The following is an 18766-nucleotide window of genomic DNA, read 5'->3' as shown; positions in this document are numbered from 1 at the left end:
GCCGTAAAGGAGCGCCATGTTCACCCTCACCACCACCCCGGTGACCTTCATAGGCCTCACCGTGCTGTTCATCTGGTGCATTCTCTGGTCGGCTCGTGACCTGTTGGCCGCTGTCGGTGTCGATCTGCCGGCCAGCTGGGCCCCCGCCGAGCCACTCGCCCACCGCACCCCGATCGCCATCTCGCAGTCCTTCCACCTGGTGATGTCGATCGTGATGCTCGTGATGGTTCCGAGGGCCTGGTGGACCGCCCTGCCGGAGGCACTCAGAGGTCCGACACTCATCGCCGTGATGGCTGCCGGCGCCATCTGGATGGCGGCGATGGCGATCTGGAAGATCTCCTGGCTGGCAGTGGGGCACACCGCGATGTTCGCGGCGATGGTCTGGCATCTGGCCTCGATGGCCAGCCATACCGCGATGTCGATGACCGGGGCCGCTGCAGCCCGACCGAGCGGCGGCCACTCCGGAATGGCAGGGATGGGTCACCCGGCGTCCCCGGCAGCAACCACCGGACCCTCGGGACTCACCCTCGTCACCGGTGTCGGCCTGCCGCTGATGGCCTGCCTGCTGGTCCTCGGCATCTCGGGACTGGTGCGCGTAATCACCGGGCGCCCTCCCCATCCGGGCCAACCGGCCTGCTGCCACACCACACCCACCACCGCAGGGTCGGCCCGGCTGAGCGGGCTGTTCGACGCCGCGATGGGTCTGGGGATGGCGTGGATGAGCGCCGGACTGATGTCACCCCTGATTCCGGTGCTGGGCCACCTTCATCCGTGAAGGACGCGGTGGCCGACCGGGCTCCCGGGGCTGCCCCGTCCACATCCTGAAAGTCAGATCCCGACCCGCGACCACGGCTGGTAGTCTCCAGACCATGCATTCCGGTCGAGTTCTTATTCGTCGGCGCGCGGCCTGAAGCCCACCGCCCTCGCAGACGAGACCGCGCGCCCTCCCTCCTGACGGACGGAGGGCGTTCCTGTATCTGCGCACCTGTATCTGTTCTCATCCACCCACATCCCAGACATCCTGACGACGGCCCCGACGACAGTCCCGTACGGCCCCGCCGACACCTGTTCCGCTCGACCGGCGGCTGACGCACCACCGGTCAACTAGGAGACGACATGCCCACCCTGCGATCTGCAACCAGCACCTCCGGCCGCGCGATGGCCGGCGCCCGCGCCCTGTGGCGCGCCACCGGGATGGGGGCCGGCGACTTCGGCAAGCCGATCATCGCCATCGCCAACTCCTTCACCCAGTTCGTGCCCGGCCACGTCGGCCTGCGTGACGTGGGCAAGATCGTCGCCGAGCAGATCCAGGCCGCCGGCGGGGTCGCCAAGGAGTTCAACACCATCGCCGTCGACGACGGCATCGCGATGGGCCACGACGGGATGCTCTACTCGCTGCCCAGCCGCGAGCTGATCGCCGACTCGGTGGAGTACATGTGCAACGCCCACTGCGCCGACGCCCTGGTGTGCATCTCCAACTGCGACAAGATCACCCCCGGCATGCTGATGGCCAGCCTTCGCCTCAACATCCCGACCATCTTCGTCTCGGGCGGGCCGATGGAGGCCGGAAAGGTGACGCTGTCCGACGGCGTCAGCAAGCTTGATCTCATCGACGCCATGGTGGCCGCCGGGGACCAGAGCACCTCCGACGCCGACCTGGAGCTGATGGAGGCCAATGCCTGCCCGACCTGCGGGTCCTGCTCGGGGATGTTCACCGCCAACTCGATGAACTGCCTCACCGAGGCCCTCGGCCTGTCCCTGCCGGGAAACGGCTCGCTGCTGGCCACCCACGCCGACCGCAAGGCCCTGTTCGAGCAGGCCGGCCGCCAGATCGTGGCGATCGCCAAGCGCTGGTACGACCAGGACGACGCTTCGGTGCTGCCCCGCTCGATCGCCACCAAGGCCGCCTTCTCCAATGCCATGAGCCTGGACATCGCGATGGGCGGCTCCACCAACACCGTGCTGCACCTGCTGGCCGCAGCCCAGGAGGGCCTGGTCGACTTCACGATGTCCGACATCGACGCGCTGTCGCGCAGGGTCCCGCATCTGTGCAAGGTGGCTCCCTCCACCAACGTCTTCCACGTCGAGGACGTCCATCGCGCCGGCGGGGTGCTGGGCATCGTCTCCGAGCTGAACCGCGGCGGGCTGATCGACACCACCACCTCCACCGTGTGGTCCCCCGACGGCAATCCCGCCACGATGGGCGATGAGCTGGCCCACTTCGACCTGCGGGGCAATCCTGATGAGGCTGTGCGAAGGCTGTACTCGGCGGCCCCGGGAGGGGTCCGCACCACCCGGATGTTCTCCCAGGCCTCGCGCTGGGAGAGCCTGGACACCGACCGGACCAACGGCTGCATCCGCGACATCGACCATGCCTACTCGGCCGACGGCGGGCTGGCGGTGCTCTACGGCAACATCGCCGTCAACGGTTCGATCGTGAAAACCGCCGGGGTGGACGCCTCGATCCTCACCTTCACAGGACCCGCGGTGGTCTACGAGGCTCAGGAGGACGCCGTCAACGGCATCCTCGGCAAGCAGGTCAAGGCCGGCGACGTCGTGGTGATCCGCCACGAGGGCCCCAAGGGCGGACCGGGCATGCAGGAGATGCTGTACCCCACCAGCTACCTCAAGTCGATGCACCTGGGCAAGGAGTGCGCCCTGCTCACCGACGGCCGGTTCTCCGGAGGCACCTCCGGGCTGTCGATCGGTCACGTCTCCCCCGAGGCGGCCTCCGGTGGCCTCATCGGGTTGGTGCACTCCGGGGACACCATCTCGATCGACATCCCCAACCGCAGCATCCGGCTCGATGTCTCCGATGCCGAGTTGGCCCGCCGCCGGGCCGAGGAGGAGGCACGCGGGGCGGCCGCCTGGACCCCGCACGTGGCCCGCACCCGCGCCGTCTCCACCGCTCTGAAGGCCTACGGGCTGCTGGCCTCCTCGGCCGACCGCGGCGGGGTGCGCGACCTGTCCCAGGTGACGCCGGTACCGCTGGCCGCCGGTGCCCCGGCAGAGCCGACTGCAGCCCCCCAGGACGCACCCCTGGGCACGACTTCCGCCAGCACCGCCGCCGCAGCCTCGACTCCGGGCGCCGAGGACTCCGTGGCCCACGCGTTCTCCGCCACCCAGGCCTGACGATGACGGCCGAGCCCTCCACGCCAACCAGGCGTGAGCCCATCAGTCCCGCACAGGCCAGTCCCGCACAGGCCAGTCCCGCACCATCCAGCCGGCCACCGGTCAGCCCGGAGTCGGCGACGCCGATGAGCGCCCAGGACTACCTGCGCGCGGTGCTGCGGGCCCCGGTCTACGAGGTCGCCGTCCAGACCCCGCTGGAACCGATGGAGCGGCTGTCGGACCGACTCGACAACACCGTGCTGGCCAAGCGGGAGGACCGCCAGCCGGTGCACTCCTTCAAGATCCGCGGCGCCTACAACAAGATGCGCTCGCTGACCCAGGCGCAGAAAGACGCCGGTGTGGTCACCGCCTCGGCCGGCAACCACGCCCAGGGGGTCGCGCTGTCGGGAGCCCGACTCGGGATCCGCGCCGTCATCGTGATGCCGACCAGCACCCCGTCGATCAAGGTGGACGCCGTCCGCCAGCTCGGCGGGGAGGTGGTGCTGTCGGGCACCGCCTTCGACCAGGCCAAGGACCACGCCATCGCGATGGCCTCCGAGCAGGGGCTGACCTACGTGGCCCCCTTCGACGACCCCTTGGTGATCGCCGGCCAGGGGACCATCGGACTGGAGCTGCTCCAGGACGATGCCCGGCTGGACCGGATCTTCGTGCCCGTCGGCGGCGGCGGGCTGGCCGCCGGCATCGCGGTGCTCGTCAAGCAGCTGATGCCGGAGGTCCAGGTGATCGGCGTCGAACCCGAGGAGTCGGCCTGCCTGGCCGCGGCCCTGCGGGCCGGCCGGCCGGTCTGTCTGGACCACGTCTCACTGTTCGCCGAGGGTGTCGCGGTGGCCCGGATCGGCGATGAGACCTTCCGGGTGCTGAGCGAGTGCATCGACGACGTCGTGACCGTCGGCTCCGATGAGATCAGCGCCGCCGTCAAGGATCTGTTCGACGACAACCGGGCGGTCGCCGAGCCGGCCGGGGCGGTGTCCCTTGCCGGGTTGAAGAAGTACGTCCGGAGCCACCGGCTGCACGGCGAGCGGTTGGCGCACATCCTGTCGGGGGCCAATCTCAACTTCGATTCGCTGCGTTACATCGCTGAACGGGCCCAGCTCGGCGAGCAGCGCGAGGGACTGTTCGCCGTCGAGATCCCCGAGCGACCCGGGTCCTTCCTGCACTTCTGCCGGATTCTCGGCGGCCGGATGGTCACCGAGTTCAACTACCGGTATGCCGATCCGGCGCGGGCCACCGTCTTCGTCGGGGTCTCCCTGCACACCGCGGCGGAGCGCGCTGAGATCGTCGCCGCGCTGCAGGAGGGCGGCTACCGGGTGGCCGACCTGTCCGACGACGAGAACGCCAAGACCCATCTGCGCTACATGATCGGGGGCAGACCACCGCAGGATCTGGCGGAGCGGCTGGCCAGCTTCGAGTTTCCCGAGGCGCCCGGCGCCCTGGTGCATTTCCTGACCACCCTGGACAGCCGCTGGAACATCTCACTGTTCCACTACCGCAGCTTCGGGATGGACACCGGACGGGTGCTCGCCGGGTTCGCCGGGGCCCGCGATGATCCGGGCTTCGTCAGCCATCTGGATGCCGTCGGCTACCCGTGGCGCGATGCCTCGGACTCCCCGGCCTACCGGTTCTTCCTGGCAGATCCGTTGTGACGGTGTCACGAAGCTGTCATCCGGCAGGTGCCAGGATGGCCCTGTGACTATCGTCGTCGTCATCATCATCGCCGCGATGTTCGTCATCGCGATCTCACAGACGGTGGCCGAGAAGAGCGGCATCGCCTCCCCCATCGTCCTGCTGCTGCTGGGCGGGATCGTCGCCCTGGTACCCGGCATGCCGGAGATCGAGGTGGAGCCGGAGCTGGTGCTGATGATCATCCTGCCGCCGCTGCTGTTCTCCTCGGCGGTACGGATGCCGGTCTCCGACTTCCGCCGCAATCTGCTGCCGATCAGCGTGCTGGCCTTTCTGCTGGTCGCCATCTCGGCCGCGGTGATCGGCTTCGTCGTCAATCGGATGGCACCGGGGATCGGCGTCGCCGCCTGCGTGGCACTGGGAGCGATCGTCAGCCCCACCGACGCGGTGGCCACCTCGATCGTCAAGGAGGCCGGCGTCTCGCGGCGAGTGGTGACGGTGCTGGAGGGCGAGGGACTCATCAACGACGCCTCGGCACTGGTGATCCTGTCCAGCGCGATCGGGGCGATGGCCAGCCAGGTGAGCGCCGGCCGGGTGATCGTCGACTTCCTGCTGGCGGTGCTCGTGGCCATCGTGGTCGGATGGCTGATCGGCCATCTGATGATCTGGCTGCGCTCCAGGACCTACCAGCCGACAGCCGACACGATGCTGTCGGTGGCGACTCCCTTCCTGGCCTTCCTGCCCGCCGAGCACCTGCACGGCTCGGGCCTGGTCGCGGCGGTGGCGGCCGGTCTGGTGGCCAGCCACCACAGCCCCCGGGTGCTCACCCCGACCCAGCGGATGTCCAGTCGCAACACCTGGAACTCCATCCTGCTGGTGCTGGAGTCGGCGGTCTTCCTGATGATGGGCCTGGAGCTCACCGCGATCGTCAAGGACATGCAGTCCGAGTCATTCGGCTGGCAGTTGGCCGCCGGGGTCGCCGCGGCCGCCCTGGTCCTGACCCTGGTGCTGCGGGCGGCGATCATGACTCCGCTGCTGCGCCTGCTGTCGCGACGTTCCAGACGCCACTCCCGGCGCCGCCCGCGACTGGAGTCGGTCACCGATCGGGTGGACGCCGCCCAGGACCCCGAGGACGGCTCGATGGAGTTCCGCGGGGTCACCCTGGGAGCCGATCGGGTGGCACGGATCCGCACCCGGCTGCGCCGCCGGATCTCCGATCTGGACTACTACATCGACCACCCGCTGGGGCCCCGCGAGGGTGCGGTGATGATCTGGGCGGGGATGCGCGGGGCCATCACCCTGGCCGCCGCCCAGACCCTGCCGCTGGACACCCCGCACCGTTCCTTCCTGGTCTTCGTCGCCTTCCTGGTGGCAGCCGGGTCGCTGCTGCTGCAGGGCAGCACGCTGGGACTTGCGGTGTCACTGCTCAAACCGGCCGCCGCCGAGGGGCTCGATCCCCACGAGCAGCACGAGATCCGCGTCCTGCTGCGCCAGGCGGCCCGCGAGGTCCCGGTGCCCCCGGTGATGCGTCAGCTGCTGGCCGGTGCCGACCGGCGGACGGCCGCAGGTCAGCAGGGCCAGGCCGATCAGCTCGCCGATTCCGACCAGCAGGCCGGTGCCGATCAGCAGGCGGAACCGGCGCACGAGGATGTCGAGGCCGACGAGAACCGGGTCCAGGCGGCCGCGGTGGCGCTGGCCTGGCGTCAGTTCGCAGCCATGCGCGACCAGCCGCTCGACCGGGATGCCGAACGCCAGCAGCCCGCGGGACCGGAACGTCCGTCCCGAGGCTCTGGCACTGAGGGCTCCGGGTCCCCGGACCACGACACCGCCGGTGCCGGCGACCAGCAGAAGGCGGTGACCTCCTGGCAGCACCGCCGCCGAGCCGCCGAGATCTCCCGCAACTACGCGCTCAAACTCATCACCACCCAGCGCGATGCCCTGCTGGACGCCAGCGACGACGGCCTGTTCAGCCCCGAGGCCGTCAGCGCGGCCCTGGACACCCTGGACGCCGATCAGCTGTCCCTGGAGGCGCGCAGCGTCTACCTGGACTGAGGCCGCGGAACGGCCCCAGTCCAGGAGCAGGTCAGTCCAGGAGCAGGTCAGCCCTGGACCTCGGGGGCGACGTCGATGAACGGCGTCGCCTCCCCCACCTCGTTGCGGATCTGCTGGGCCTCGACCTCGCCGGTGATGCCGGCCGCCTTCTCCTCGGCGGCGCAGCGCTCCCGCCAGGCCGCGATCTCGGCGGCCCGCTGCTGGTCATCCCAGCCCAGCATCTCCCCGGCGAGCTCGGCGACCTCCTCGGCGGCCCCTTGACCGCGATCACGGTGCTCGTAGTGCATCCGGGTCCGCCGGGCCAGCAGATCCTCCAGGTGCAGGGCCCCCTCGTGGCTGATGCCGAAGGCGATCTCGGCACGCAGGTACTCCGGGGCGCCGGTCAGCTCGCCGGCCAGATCCGGCCTGTCGCCGATCGCCCGCAGGATCTCGGAGATCTCGCAGCCGTAGCGGTCCAGCAGATCCTCGACATGGTCGACGCTCAGCCCCGAGTGCTCGGCGATCGCCTCACGGCGGCTCCACAGTGCGTGGTAGCCGTCGGCCCCCTGCAACGGGGTCTGGGCGGTGACCGAGGGGTGGGCCGCAACATCCTGCCCCAACTTCTCCAGGGCGAAGTCGACGGCGTCCTCGGCCATCTTGCGGTAGGAGGTGAGCTTGCCACCGGCGATCACCACCAGGCCGGGTGCGGCCTCGGTGACGGTGTGCTCCCGCGACACCTTCGTCGAGGTCGACTCGTCACCATCCAGGGTGCCCGGCTGCAGCAACGGACGCAGCCCGGCATAGCTGCCGATGACGTCGTCGACGGTCAGCGGGTCGGCCAGCACCGCGTTGGCGTGGTCGAGGATGTACTGGATGTCGCTGCGGTCGGCCACCGGCTCGCGGCGATCCAGGTGGTAGGCGGTGTCGGTGGTGCCGATCACCCAGTAGCGCTTCCACGGAATAATGAACAGCACCGACTTCTCGGTGCGCAGGAAGATCCCCACCTCCGACGTGATCCGGTCCTTGGGCACCACGATGTGGATCCCCTTGGAGGCCAGCACCTTGAGTCCGCCGGAGCCGCCGGACAGCGACTGGGACTTCTCGGTCCACACCCCGGTGGCGTTGATCACGGTACGGGCCGACACGTGCAGCTGCTGACCGGTCTCCAGGTCGCGCAGATCGGCGCCGTCGACCCGCCCGGTGGGGTCCTTGGACAGCCCGACCAGCTGGCTGCGACTGGCCGCCAGGGCACCGTAGCGCACCGCGGTGCGCACCAGATCGACGACCAGCCGGGCGTCGTCGACCCGGGCGTCGTAGTAGACGATGGAACCGGTCAGGGCGTCGCGGCGCAGCGCCGGGGCCAGCTTCAGGGAACCCCGACGGGTGTGGTGACGCTGGATCGGCACCGAACCACGGTGGGCCCACTGGGCCATCGCGTCATACATCCCGACGCCCACCGCCGAGTAGGCACGCTCGATGACCGGCGTCTTCAGGGGCCACAGGAAGGGCTGGGCCCTGACCAGGTGGGGGGCGGTGGTGGTGAGCAGCAGACCGCGCTCGCGCAGTGACTCGGCCACCAGTGGGAAGTCCAGCTGGTAGAGGTACCGCAGCCCGCCGTGGACCAGTTTGGAGGATCGCGAGGAGGTCCCCGAGGCCCAGTCCTGGGCCTCGACGATCCCCACCCTCAGGCCCCGGGTGGCGGCGTCCAGGGCGATTCCCGCGCCGGTCACCCCACCGCCGATCACCAGGACGTCCAGTGGGCCCGCGTCCCCCTGGTGCGGATCGGTCGCGGCCATCGCGGCCAGGTGGTCAGCGCGGGTCTGCTCCGACAGGATGGCGTCCGAGTTGCTCATAGTTCTTCTTCCCTGAAGTCGTGGTCTCCGGGGCCGGGACAGGTCAGCTGATCCGGCCGGACAGGATGCATTTAGACAATGTCCATCTTGCTTATTTCCCGATACTGCCCACCCAGCCATCACCACGCCAGGCCTGCGAACCGACGTGCACCCCGTGCTGCGAGCCCTGGGCATTCGTGACCGCCCTAAGATCTGGACATGACAGCTCACCAGCAGCCGACTGACCGGATCCCGACCCCAGACGAGCGCCCATGGGCCCTGGTGACCGGGGCCACCGGCGGGCTGGGGCATGCCTTCGCCGACTATCTGGCGGCCCGCGACGTCAATCTGGTGCTGACCGGCAGGCGCTCCGAGGTGCTGGCGGAGCTGGCGGATCGGATTCGGGTCGGCCATGGCGTCCAGGTCGTCACCGAGACGGTCGACCTGTCGAAGCCCCAGGCCACTTCCGGGTTGCTGGCCGATCTGTCGGCCCGCGGGATCGAGATCGAGACCCTCGTCAACAATGCCGGCTTCGGCACCCTGGGCACGGTTGCCGAGATCTCCCCTGACCGGCTGGCCAGCGAGGTCGCGGTGGACTGCCAGGCGCTGGTCCAGCTCTGCTCGGCGCTGCTTCCCGCAATGGTGGCCCGCCACCAGGGCACCATCATCAATGTCTCCTCCACCGCGGCCTTCCAGCCGGTCCCCGGGTTCGCCGGCTATGCCGCCGCGAAGGCGTTCGTGCTGTCCTTCAGCCGGGCCCTGTGGCAGGAGACCAGGGGCTCGGGGGTACGGGTCACCGCGATATGCCCGGGGCCGACCAGTACCGGCTTCTTCCGCGCCGCCGGTGACGACGGCTTCCCAGGTCGGCGGCGTCGTCCCGACCAGGTGGTCCGCACTGCATTCACCGCCCTGAGCCGCAACCGTCCCCAGGCCGTCGACGGGCTGTTCAACAAGGCTCAGGCAGCCGCTGTCAGGTTGCTGCCAGCGCGGATCGCGACCGCCGCGGCCGGACGGCTCATCAGCTGAACGGCGCCGAACCCCGCTACTTGACGGTGATGGTCTTGATGGCCTTCTGCCGGCCGATGGTGAGGATCACCTGGTACTCCCCGGCGGTCTCGGGCACCGGCACCTCCTGCTGCCAGGCGGTCCACGGGCTGTGCTGGCTGCCGGTGGCGACCGTACCCTTGTCCACCACCTTGCGCTGGGAGACGCTGTAGAGCTGCCAGCTCGGTGGCGACAGGCCTGACCTCACCAGCCCGGAGATGGTCAGCAGCCCGCCGCTCGCGGTGGCTCCGGCCAGCGGGCTGTCGACCCACATCGGCCCGAGGACGCTCGCTCCGCCGCGCTTGAAATCGGACTGCGGCTTGCCGATCAGGGGCAGGTTCGGTGACCCGTCGACGAGGATCCGCACCCACCTGTTCTCCCCGTTGTCCACCGCGGCAGTGGCGGCATAGACCAGCTGCTGGATCGCCGTCTCCTCCTGATGCTGGGAGTGGAAGCCGGCGAACGCCGACTGGGACAGATCCAGTGTGATCCGGTCGCCGTCCAGGCTGGCGGCGTTGACCTGCCCACCGGACCAGCTGGAGGTGTACTCGGGGTCCAGGGGAGCCACGCTGAGCACTGCGGTCACTGCAGTATTGAGCCGGTCCCCGACATTCGGCAGGTTGCGGATCTCCCGGTAGAGCAATCCGTCGGAGCGTCCCAGATAGAACACCTCGACACCATCCTGGGTGGAGATCGCGGTCGAGCCGGAGGGCTCGGGCGCCTGGCCGCCGGCGGTGACCGCCCCACTGGAGGACGGATCGGCCTGATCATCGGGCATCGTCCACAGCCACGACAAGCCGTAGCCGGCTGCCAGCGCTGCCACCAGCACCAGGACGACGAAGAGACGCTGACCCCAGTGCGAACGGCGCTGCCGGGCCGAGCGGGCCAGGTCGAGCACCTCCGCCCGGAAGTCGCCCGGCTGGAGCCGGTCCCCGGCCTGTTTCAGCTGCTCCTCGAGAGCCTCCTCCAGCTCATCACCGTCGGACCGGTCGCAGATCCGGCACAACTCGGCCAGGGCCCTGTCGCGCCGCCGGCGCACCACCTTGCGGGTGGCTCCCAGGGCATCGGCGGTCTCCGCCAGCCGGGTCCCGGCGTACAACTTGATGACCAGGACGTCACGCAGCCGGTGAGGCAGGCCGGCAAGAGCCCGCAGCAGTTCAGGAGCGCCGCCTGGGTCGTCGGGTCGGGCTGTTCCATGGCGGGGTGCCCGGTCGCCGCTGATGCCGGCGGCCTTACCCTGCTGTGAGCGGTCGCGGATGGCGGTGTCATCGAGGTGGACGCCGCGCGCCGCGGTGGTGACATTGGCGCGCAGCGTGCTCACCACGTGGTCCCAGGAGTGGAAGGTCGGATCGTCGCGGTACATCACGACCAGTTCGTCGCGGACCAGCAGTTCGGCGCCGGCCAGATCAGGGCGAGCGGGCGAGATCAGCAGGGCAGCCAGGCGCACCATCGGCACCCACTGCTCCTGATAGAGGGCCGGCAGCCAGAACTGCCGGTCGTCGAACCGCTCGTCGCTCACTCAGTCTCCTGTCCGCTCGCGTCCGGGATCGCAGACCCCGGCACCCTCAGATCCCCGCATAGGAGTGCAGCCCGGAGATGAACAGGTTGACGCCGACGAAGTTGAACCAGAAGGCGGCGATCCCGATGATCGCGACGATCGCGGCCCGGGTGCCACGCCATCCCGCGGTGGCCCGCGCGTGCAGATATCCGGCGTAGATCACCCAGGTGACCAGGGACCAGGTCTCCTTGGGGTCCCAGCCCCAGAACCGGCCCCAGGCGTACTCGGCCCAGATCGACCCGGCAGCGATCGTGAAGGTCCAGATCGGGAAGCCGAAGGCATGGGCCCGGTAGGCCAGGTTGTCGATCGACCGGCAGTCGGGTACCCGGGCCAGGAAACCTCTGATCGGCGTCCCGGTGCGTTCGGCCCGGTGCTCGGCACGGGACTTGACGAGGAAGAGTATCGAAGCGATCGCCCCGACATTGAGCGCGGCGGCGGCCAGGCAGGCGGCGACGATGTGGACCACGAACCACACCGAGTGCAGGGCCGGCACCAGCGGGGCGATCCCGACATAGAGCACGGTGGCGGCCAGGCCGTCGCCGATCGCCATCAGAGCGGTGACGCCGATCCCCAGCCAGCGCACGTTCTGGCGGGTCATCAGCACCAGGTAGGCGATCACCACGAACAGCAGGGCGGTGGTGACGAACTCGTACATATTGCCCCAGGGGGCCCGGTGGGCGGCCAGCCCCCGGCACACCACGCCGACCAGCTGGCAGATGGCCCCGATCACGGTGAGGTTGAGCCCCATCCGCCCCCAGGTCTCCGCCCTGGTCACCGCGACATCACCGGCGTCCCGGGAGACCTCGGGTCCGCCGTCCGCCGGCTCCTGGCCGGCCGACCCGGCACCGACCCGTGCGGCGCCGACCAGAACAGCCTGGGCCGGTACGGTGCCGACCGAGGCACCGTCGTCGACCCCGCGCAGCGCGGCCCACTCCGCCACATGGGCCAGGAAGGCCAGGATGAAGACCACCGCGGCCGTCACGATGCCCAGTGCCGACAGACTCGCCAATGTCATGAGTCCTCCTCGCCAGTAAACCCGGTCACAGTATCCCCGCCCGCAAGCCCGGGTGCACCATCCTCGTCATCGTGCCCCGAGTTCCTGGGCAGCTGACCGCAGGCCGCCGCCAGCAGATCAGCGACATCCTCATCCAGCCCGGCGCGTGCATCGGCGCGGTCCAGTCCGCCGACCTGGACCCTGATGGCGTCATCCCGCTGGCCGCCCCCGGGACCGGCGGCCGTGGTGATCCGCAACCACATCCGGCGCGGCCGGGTGAACAGGCTGACGCACAGCCCGGCCACTGCGATGAGGATGGAACCGAACAGCAGTGGCAGCCCGGGCGAGTGCGAGACCTGGATCTTGGTCCAGCGCTGGTAGCCGGTGAACTCGATCGATCCCTGCCCCCCGGGCAGCTTGTAGCCCTGACCGGGTTTCAGCGCGAAGCTGACCTTCTGGCCCTTCTCGGAGACCTGGGTCAGGCCGGTGGTGTCGAGCACGTAGAGGTTCTGCGGGGTGCCGGTCTCGGCGATCGGCTTGCCGTACCAGGCGTTGAGGAAGAGCTGCGGGTTGTAGGCGTCGGGGAAGACCGAGACCGGCCCGGTGGCCCCGATCTGGGTGGTGGGCAGGAAGAATCCCTGGAAGGCCAGTCGGTCGGGGCGGGCGTCGGGGACCTTGATGACGCCGGTCGAGGAGAAGTTGCCGTCCTGGGGGACGAAGGCCACCGGGCCCTGGAAGGCGACCCGGCCGTTGCCGTCGGTGACCTTGACCACCGGGGCGTAGCCGTGGCCGAGCAGGTGGACCTTGGTGGTGCCCAGGCTGAGCGGGTGGTTGACCTGCAGATTGTGCTCGCTGGCGCTGCCGTCGCGGGTCACCGTGACATCGGCGCTGAACTCGCGGGCCGCCCCGCGCTGCACCGGGCCGGTCTCGAATTTGACGGTGAACTTCTTGAGGACGAGGGAGAACGGTGTCAGGGAGTCGGTGTCGACCAGCGCACCGGCGTGGAAGTCGTCGAACTGGGTGATGTTGTTGGAGAACCCCTGGCCCTCTACCACCACCGCCGAGCCCTTGTATCCCCACAGGGTGTTCCACCCGATGGCGATCAGCACCACGACCAGGAAGACGTGGAAGACCAGGTTCCCGGTCTCCCGGTACAGGCCCCGTTCGGCCCGCACCGAGCCGTCCGGGTCCAGAGCCGTCCGGTAGTGCCGGGACCTCAGCCAGGCCCGGGCGCGGGCGGTGACCTCCTCGCGTTCGCCCTGGTCGGCGACCACCAGCGCCTCGCCGTGCTCGGGCAGCCGGTCCAGCCGGGCCGGGGTGCGCGGGGGTTGACGCCGCAGGGCCCGGATGTGGGCGGTGATCCGCGGGATGATGCAGCCGATCAGGCTGATGAACAGCAGCAGGTAGATCGCCGAGAAGACCGTCGAGGTGTAGACGTGGTAGAGCCCCAGCGGCCGGTAGATCCGGTCCAGGGTGGGGTGCGCCTTGGCGAAGTCGGAGACCTTGACCGCCCCGGAGGCGGTCTGGGGGATCAGTGATCCGGGGATCGCGGCCGCCGCCAGCAGGAACAGCAGCACCAGGGCGGTGCGCATGCTGGTGAGCTGGCCCCACAGCCATCTCATCGTGGCGCGAAATCCCAGCACCGGGGTCCGGCGCTTGCGGGGGTTGTCCGGCGTCGCGGCCCCGGCGGCGTCTGGGGATGTGGTGATGTCGTGCTCGGCCATCAGATGATCGCCCCGAATCGTGCCGCCCAGGAGCGCAGCAGGGCCATCAGCCAGGCCCACCAGCCCGTCACCAGGGCGAGACCGACAGCCATCATCACGACTCCGCCGGCGATCTGGACCCCGCGCTGGTGGCGTCCGACCCAGCCGGTGGCCCGCCCCGCCCAGCCGAGTGCGGCACCGGCGGCGATGAACGGGATGCCCAGCCCCAGCGCGTAGCAGATCGCCAGCAGGGCCCCGCGCCGGGCCGATCCCTGCTGGAAGGACATCCCGTAGACGACGCTCAGCGCCGGACCGATGCACGGCGTCCATCCCAGCCCGAAGACGATTCCCAGCACCGGGGCGGCGGCCAGCCCGGCCCTCGGCAGCCGGTGTATCCGCAGTTCCCGGCGACCCACCGGGATGAGCCCGGCAAACATCCCTCCGAGCAGCATGGTGAGCCCTCCGACGACGATCTCGATGGCCCGCTGATGCATCAGCAGGGTGCGGCCCAGCCCGCCGATCACGGTGCCGGTGGCCACGAAGACCAGACTGAATCCCAGCACGAAGAGCGCCGATCCGGTGACGGTTCTCAGCCTGCTGGTTCGAGGCCTGGAGACCGACTCGGTGGCGCTCTGGCCGGCGGCATAGGACAGGTAGCCGGGCACCAGTGGCAGCACGCAGGGTGAGAAGAAGGACACCAGGCCGGCCAGCAGGGCCACCGGGATGGCCCCGAGCATCGACCCCTGCAGACTCTCGGCGGCCCAGGACCCCAGGTCCAGGGGCACCATCAGCGGCCCGGCCAGCATCCGGGTCACGATGCCTCCCCCGAGATCTGGGTGACGGCCTGGACCAGGCTGATGGTGGTGACCTCGCCGAGGAAGCGGGCGGCTATCCGGCCCTGGCGGTCGATGATGACCGTGGAGGGAATCGCCTTGGGGGGCAGGCTGGTGAAGTTCAGCAGCAGTTGTCCGTCGGGGTCGTAGAAGCTCGGCCAGCCGACCCCGAAGGTCCGCACGAAGGCCTGCGCCGGGACCCTGTCCAGATCGCGGGTGTTGATCCCGTAGAAGGCCGCGATCGACGAGCTGCGGGAGGCCGCCGCCACCAGGGCGGGCGCCTCGTGACGGCAGGGGGCGCACCAGGATCCCCAGACGTTGATGACGATCACCTTCCCGGCGGAGTCCGCGGTGCTGAGCGGCTTGCCGTCCAGGGAGGTCCCGGTCAGCGTGGGGGCGGCCTTCCGGTCGGCCGCCGGAACCTTGGTGTAGGACCCGTCGCCGGTGGCGAATCCGTTGTCACCGGAGGCCGACGGCGAGTCGGAGCAGCCGGCCAGCAGGGCACCGGAGATCGGGGCGACCAGCAGCAGCCCGGCGGCGCCCAGCAGGGTTCGCCGGTCCATCAGCGGCCGGACCCGCCCTGGCCAGGATGGTCGCCGGGGTCTGCTGCGCCGGCGGCCGGTGATCCCCCTGCGGAGATGTTGGCCCGTCTGGCACTCCTGGGAACCAGGTCGGCCGAGGGTTCGGCGTAGTCGATCCGCACGATCCGGCCGTCCAGCACCCCGAAACTGGTCACCGATCCCAGGGTGCAGACCCGCGAGCGCGGGTCGTGGGCCAGCCGACGCCCGGCGGCCGACAGATGGGCGATCCAGATCGGCAGCTGATGGGAGACGATGAGCGCCTGACCACCCTCGCCGACCTCGCGCGCGGCGGCCAGGATGGCGCCGTGCATCCGCGCCGCGATGGCCTTGTAGGGCTCCCCCCAGCTGGGCCGCAGCGGGTTGCGCAGGTACTTCCAGTTGCGCGGGTCGCGCAGTGCCTTGTTGCCGTGGCCGAAGACCTGGCCCTCGAAGTAGCTGGCAGCCTCGATGACGGCCGGTTCCAGGCGCACCTGGAGGTCGGGGTGCAGGGCGGCGGTGGGGGCGATGGTCTCCTGGGCACGCTCCAGGGGGGAGCTGATGAGGGCGCCCAGCGGGATGTCGGCGAAGTACTCGGCGGCCCGGGCCGCCATCCGGCGTCCCACCGGTGACAGGTGGTAGTCGGGAAGTTGCCCGTAGAGGACGCCGGCGGGGTTGTCGACCTCACCGTGGCGCAGCAGGTGCACGGTCGTCGTGCGACTCATCTGGGCTCCATTCCTGGGGTTGTGGCCTGGCGTCCGGTCGATGCCAGAAGGTGGCGCAGCCCCCAATCTACGGCCCCCGTCCAGCTCGCGGTCGTCAGTGGCCGGGCTGGCGTCCCCGACGCTTGCGCTGGGAGGGCCGGATCACCGGACGCCCCTTGGCGATCAACTCGTCGCGGCGGATCGCGGCGAAATCGGCCAGGGCGTCCGCCAGGGCGGTGGCGGTCGGCTCGGGGGCGACCACGTCGACGTCCAGACCGTGCTCCTGGCAGGTCTCCGCGGTGTGCGGGCCGATGGCGGCCACCACGGTGTGCTTGTGCGGTTTGCCGGCGATCCCGACCAGGTTGCGCACGGTGGTCGAGGAGGTGAAGACGACGGCGTCGAACTTGCCGGTCTTGATGGCGTCGCGGGTCTCTGCCGGCGGTGGGGCGGCCCGCACGGTGCGGTAGCCGATGACGTCCTCGACCTCCCAGCCAAGTGCCGACAGTTCGGCAGACAGCGACTCGGTGGCGATGTCGGCTCGCGGCACGAAGACCCGGTTGATGGGGTCCAGGGCGTCATCGAATGCCGGGAAGATCGCTGCCAGGGCGGCCGTCGACTGCTCTCCCGGTGGTGTCAGGTCGGGGCGCACCCCCCATTCCGCCAGGGCTTTGACGGTGGACTCGAAGATCGCGGCGATCCTCAGCCCGGAGTAGGCCCGGGAGTCCAGCCCGATGGTCTCGAGCTTCTCGCGGACCGCCCGCACCGCATTGGCCGAGGTGAAGACGACCCACTCGTAACGGCCCTCGACCATCCCGCGGATGGCCTTGTCCATCTGCTGGGGGGTCCGCGGCGGCTCCATGCTGATGGTGGGGACGTCCAGACATCGGGCGCCGTAGTCCTGAAGACGGGAGGGCAGCATCGCCGAGTGGTCCCGGGTGCGAGGGATGAGCACCGACCAGCCGAACAGGGGCTTGGACTCGTACCAGTCCAGCCGGGCCCGGTTGGCGTCGGAGAGGACCCGCCCGATGACGACATGGACCTGTTCGGTCGGGTCGACCTTGGCGACCGAGGCCGGCAGACCGCCCAGGGTGGTGGTCACCGAGACCTGATTGGTGGTGCCGCCATGGCGGGTCAGGACGGCCGGTTCGGACTCCGGGCGACCCGACTCGACGGCGTGGGCCACCACCTCACGGATCGAGTCGACGGTGCTGGAGACCACGATGAGCCCGGCGGCGGCCCACGGATACCCCTCCGAGCTGAGGTCGCGGGAGGCCGACTCGGCTCCGATCAGCTGGACGTCATGGCCGTGCAGGGAGACCCCGGCGTACTCGGGGACGGCGGTCAGCGGGGAGACGCCGGGGATGACATCGACGTCGAAGTCGGCGACTGCCAGGGCGCTGCACTCGGCGCCGATGTCGCCGTCCAGGAAAGGGTCCCCCCGGACCAGCCGGACGACGTCCAGGCCCTGGCTGACGGCGTCCAGCAGTGAGCTGATGATGTCCTGGGTGCTGGCCGACTCGATGATCTCGACGTCGGCCGCCAGGGTGATCTCGGGGGCGGCCAGGATCGCCCTCATCTGGGGGGAGTCGATGACGATCCTGGAGGCTCTCGTGATGGCCGTCACTGCCGCCAGGGTGAGCAGACCCGGATCGCCAGGTCCGGTGCCGACGAACTGCACCCTCGCCTGCGCGGTAGCGCTGGGCGGGAGGCCACTGCCCTGCGCGTCCGCAGCGCCCAATGGCGTCTGAGTCATCCTGAGTTCCCTTCGTGGGAGCCCGGCGCCCGATGTGTGCCCGGCTCCGGGTGAAGTGATTCCGGCGGGGTCACCGTCAGGACGCCGACCGGGTGCCGATACACTTGTTCTCCCGCACTGCTGCCCCACTTTTCTCTCAGTCCGGACCCCTCTGCGTCAAGTCGAGGAACATTTTCGCGACCCCGGTGGCAGCGTTCTGAACTCCCCGTGGTACATGGCGGGAGCACCGTCACCGACGGGCGGGCTGCGCGGTGACCGCAGATCGATCCGGGGAGCCGGGCATCAGGGGATCACCCTCACCCGGGTCGGGCCCTCGGTCAGCGCGGCCAACAGAGTGTCGCGGTCGAGATACCAGTAGCCGATCAGCACCCCGTCGACGAAGGTGACCGGGACGTGATCTCCCCATCGGGACCTCAGTGCCGGGTCGGAGTCGACATCGACCTCGACGGCTCCGTCGGGGATCAGTTCGGGGTGGGCTGCCGCGACGGCAGCCACCAGCTCGGTGACCGCCGCGCACAGGTGGCACCCGGATCGCCCGAGAAGGACAACATGCCCCTCGACCGGAGGAACCGCTGAGCCCTGCTGGACTGACGTGATCTGCGGGTCGGGGGGACGGGGGGTGCTTCGAGACGACGCCGGCCGCGCCACGGACTCCCGGCGATGATGCCGGGGATCTCCGGTCACGGCCGCCGGGGCGTCACTTGCCGGCGCGACGACGCTGGATGCGCGTCTTCTTCAGCAGCTTGCGGTGCTTCTTCTTCGCCATCCGCTTGCGACGCTTCTTGATAACGGAACCCACAGTGGACCTCTTCTCGTTTCGGTCTCGACCATTCGGTCCGGACCGGATTGCATGGACCCCGAGGGGGTCCGCACGGTGATTGCCAGATGTCCGCCGGGTGCTGTCGGCCCGCCGATCCGACAGCAGGCACGTCAACGCATCCGGTGGCGCAGACAAATGGTCATTCTAGTCGGTGGCCATGAACTGAGCAAAGACAGCTCCCGCTG

At 69.8% G+C, this 18766-nt stretch carries 15 protein-coding genes; 5 read left to right on the top strand and 10 right to left on the bottom strand.

All coding sequences use genetic code 11. The features are described from left to right. Positions 1-16: 16 nt before the first annotated feature. The 4 genes from G554_RS17715 (at position 17) to G554_RS0109580 (ending at position 6804) form a co-directional block, all read left to right on the top strand. Entirely contained in the window at positions 17-775 is a 759-nt protein-coding gene (locus G554_RS17715) for a DUF5134 domain-containing protein (protein ID WP_036925345.1), read from the top strand. Positions 776-1116: 341 nt separating this feature from the next. After that, the gene (ilvD, locus tag G554_RS15720) at positions 1117-3132 is read left to right on the top strand and encodes a dihydroxy-acid dehydratase (RefSeq protein WP_084648454.1); all 2016 of its coding nucleotides are present in this window, start codon (positions 1117-1119) and stop codon (positions 3130-3132) included. A 125-nt stretch (positions 3133-3257) separates the two neighbouring features. Next, positions 3258-4775 carry a threonine ammonia-lyase, biosynthetic gene (gene ilvA / locus G554_RS0109585; protein ID WP_027587717.1) on the top strand — a complete coding sequence of 506 codons (1518 nt, stop codon included), beginning with the start codon at positions 3258-3260 and terminating at the stop codon, positions 4773-4775. Positions 4776-4818: 43 nt separating this feature from the next. Next, positions 4819-6804, top strand: coding sequence for a cation:proton antiporter (locus G554_RS0109580; RefSeq protein WP_027587716.1), 1986 nt, complete (start codon positions 4819-4821; stop codon positions 6802-6804). Between the two features lie 47 nt (positions 6805-6851). On the opposite strand, the gene G554_RS0109575 is transcribed toward G554_RS0109580, so the two are convergent. Next, positions 6852-8636: a glycerol-3-phosphate dehydrogenase/oxidase gene (locus G554_RS0109575; protein ID WP_036925344.1), complete on the bottom strand. Its 1785-nt coding sequence runs from the start codon at positions 8634-8636 to the stop codon at positions 6852-6854. Positions 8637-8834: 198 nt separating this feature from the next. Between G554_RS0109575 and G554_RS0109570 the strand changes: the two genes are divergently transcribed. Continuing rightward, positions 8835-9641, top strand: a complete 807-nt coding sequence (locus G554_RS0109570; protein ID WP_051232835.1) for an SDR family NAD(P)-dependent oxidoreductase — start codon at positions 8835-8837, stop codon at positions 9639-9641. A 16-nt stretch (positions 9642-9657) separates the two neighbouring features. On the opposite strand, the gene G554_RS16805 is transcribed toward G554_RS0109570, so the two are convergent. The 9 genes from G554_RS16805 to G554_RS17330 form a co-directional block, all read right to left on the bottom strand. After that, positions 9658-11178: a GerMN domain-containing protein gene (locus G554_RS16805; RefSeq protein ID WP_027587713.1), complete on the bottom strand. Its 1521-nt coding sequence runs from the start codon at positions 11176-11178 to the stop codon at positions 9658-9660. Between the two features lie 46 nt (positions 11179-11224). After that, positions 11225-12232 (bottom strand): c-type cytochrome biogenesis protein CcsB, encoded by a 1008-nt coding sequence (gene ccsB, locus G554_RS0109560; protein WP_027587712.1) that lies wholly within the window; start codon positions 12230-12232, stop codon positions 11225-11227. Further along, entirely contained in the window at positions 12229-13833 is a 1605-nt protein-coding gene (resB, locus tag G554_RS15710; RefSeq protein WP_071162188.1) for a cytochrome c biogenesis protein ResB, read from the bottom strand. Before resB ends, ccsB begins: the two co-directional genes overlap by 4 nt. A 101-nt stretch (positions 13834-13934) precedes the next feature. Continuing rightward, positions 13935-14651 carry a cytochrome c biogenesis CcdA family protein gene (locus G554_RS0109550; protein WP_027587711.1) on the bottom strand — a complete coding sequence of 239 codons (717 nt, stop codon included), beginning with the start codon at positions 14649-14651 and terminating at the stop codon, positions 13935-13937. A 74-nt stretch (positions 14652-14725) separates the two neighbouring features. Further along, positions 14726-15310: a TlpA family protein disulfide reductase gene (locus G554_RS0109545; RefSeq protein WP_027587710.1), complete on the bottom strand. Its 585-nt coding sequence runs from the start codon at positions 15308-15310 to the stop codon at positions 14726-14728. After that, positions 15310-16029, bottom strand: a complete 720-nt coding sequence (locus G554_RS15705; RefSeq protein WP_051232831.1) for a histidine phosphatase family protein — start codon at positions 16027-16029, stop codon at positions 15310-15312. The genes G554_RS0109545 and G554_RS15705 overlap by 1 nt, the downstream gene beginning before the upstream one ends. A 94-nt stretch (positions 16030-16123) precedes the next feature. Next, a complete protein-coding gene (locus tag G554_RS0109535; RefSeq protein ID WP_051232830.1) occupies positions 16124-17761 on the bottom strand; it encodes a bifunctional uroporphyrinogen-III C-methyltransferase/uroporphyrinogen-III synthase in 1638 nt (545 codons plus the stop codon). Between the two features lie 282 nt (positions 17762-18043). Beyond that, on the bottom strand, positions 18044-18409 hold the full coding sequence (locus G554_RS18530; protein WP_281167962.1) for a glutaredoxin family protein: 366 nt from the start codon (positions 18407-18409) through the stop codon (positions 18044-18046). Positions 18410-18458: 49 nt separating this feature from the next. Further along, positions 18459-18560, bottom strand: a complete 102-nt coding sequence (locus G554_RS17330) for a 30S ribosomal protein bS22 (protein WP_002550589.1) — start codon at positions 18558-18560, stop codon at positions 18459-18461. Between the last annotated feature and the right edge of the window lie 206 nt (positions 18561-18766).

The organism is Acidipropionibacterium thoenii DSM 20276, assembly GCF_000423445.1.
Taxonomy (GTDB): domain Bacteria; phylum Actinomycetota; class Actinomycetes; order Propionibacteriales; family Propionibacteriaceae; genus Acidipropionibacterium; species Acidipropionibacterium thoenii.
Note: the sequence above shows the minus strand (reverse complement) of the source record. Positions and strands in the feature narration are given on the sequence as shown.

Bases quoted from the DNA above. Each gene is read 5' to 3' on its own strand.
- G554_RS17715 (WP_036925345.1), top strand. From the start codon at position 17: ATGTTCACCCTCACCACCACCCCGGTGACCTTCATAGGCCTCACCGTG.
- ilvD (WP_084648454.1), top strand. From the start codon at position 1,117: ATGCCCACCCTGCGATCTGCAACCAGCACCTCCGGCCGCGCGATGGCC.
- ilvA (WP_027587717.1), top strand. From the start codon at position 3,258: ATGAGCGCCCAGGACTACCTGCGCGCGGTGCTGCGGGCCCCGGTCTAC.
- G554_RS0109575 (WP_036925344.1), bottom strand. From the start codon at position 8,636: ATGAGCAACTCGGACGCCATCCTGTCGGAGCAGACCCGCGCTGACCAC.
- G554_RS0109570 (WP_051232835.1), top strand. From the start codon at position 8,835: ATGACAGCTCACCAGCAGCCGACTGACCGGATCCCGACCCCAGACGAG.
- ccsB (WP_027587712.1), bottom strand. From the start codon at position 12,232: ATGACATTGGCGAGTCTGTCGGCACTGGGCATCGTGACGGCCGCGGTG.
- resB (WP_071162188.1), bottom strand. From the start codon at position 13,833: ATGAGATGGCTGTGGGGCCAGCTCACCAGCATGCGCACCGCCCTGGTG.
- G554_RS0109550 (WP_027587711.1), bottom strand. From the start codon at position 14,651: ATGCTCGGGGCCATCCCGGTGGCCCTGCTGGCCGGCCTGGTGTCCTTC.
- G554_RS0109545 (WP_027587710.1), bottom strand. From the start codon at position 15,310: ATGGACCGGCGAACCCTGCTGGGCGCCGCCGGGCTGCTGCTGGTCGCC.
- G554_RS15705 (WP_051232831.1), bottom strand. From the start codon at position 16,029: ATGAGTCGCACGACGACCGTGCACCTGCTGCGCCACGGTGAGGTCGAC.
- G554_RS0109535 (WP_051232830.1), bottom strand. From the start codon at position 17,761: ATGACTCAGACGCCATTGGGCGCTGCGGACGCGCAGGGCAGTGGCCTC.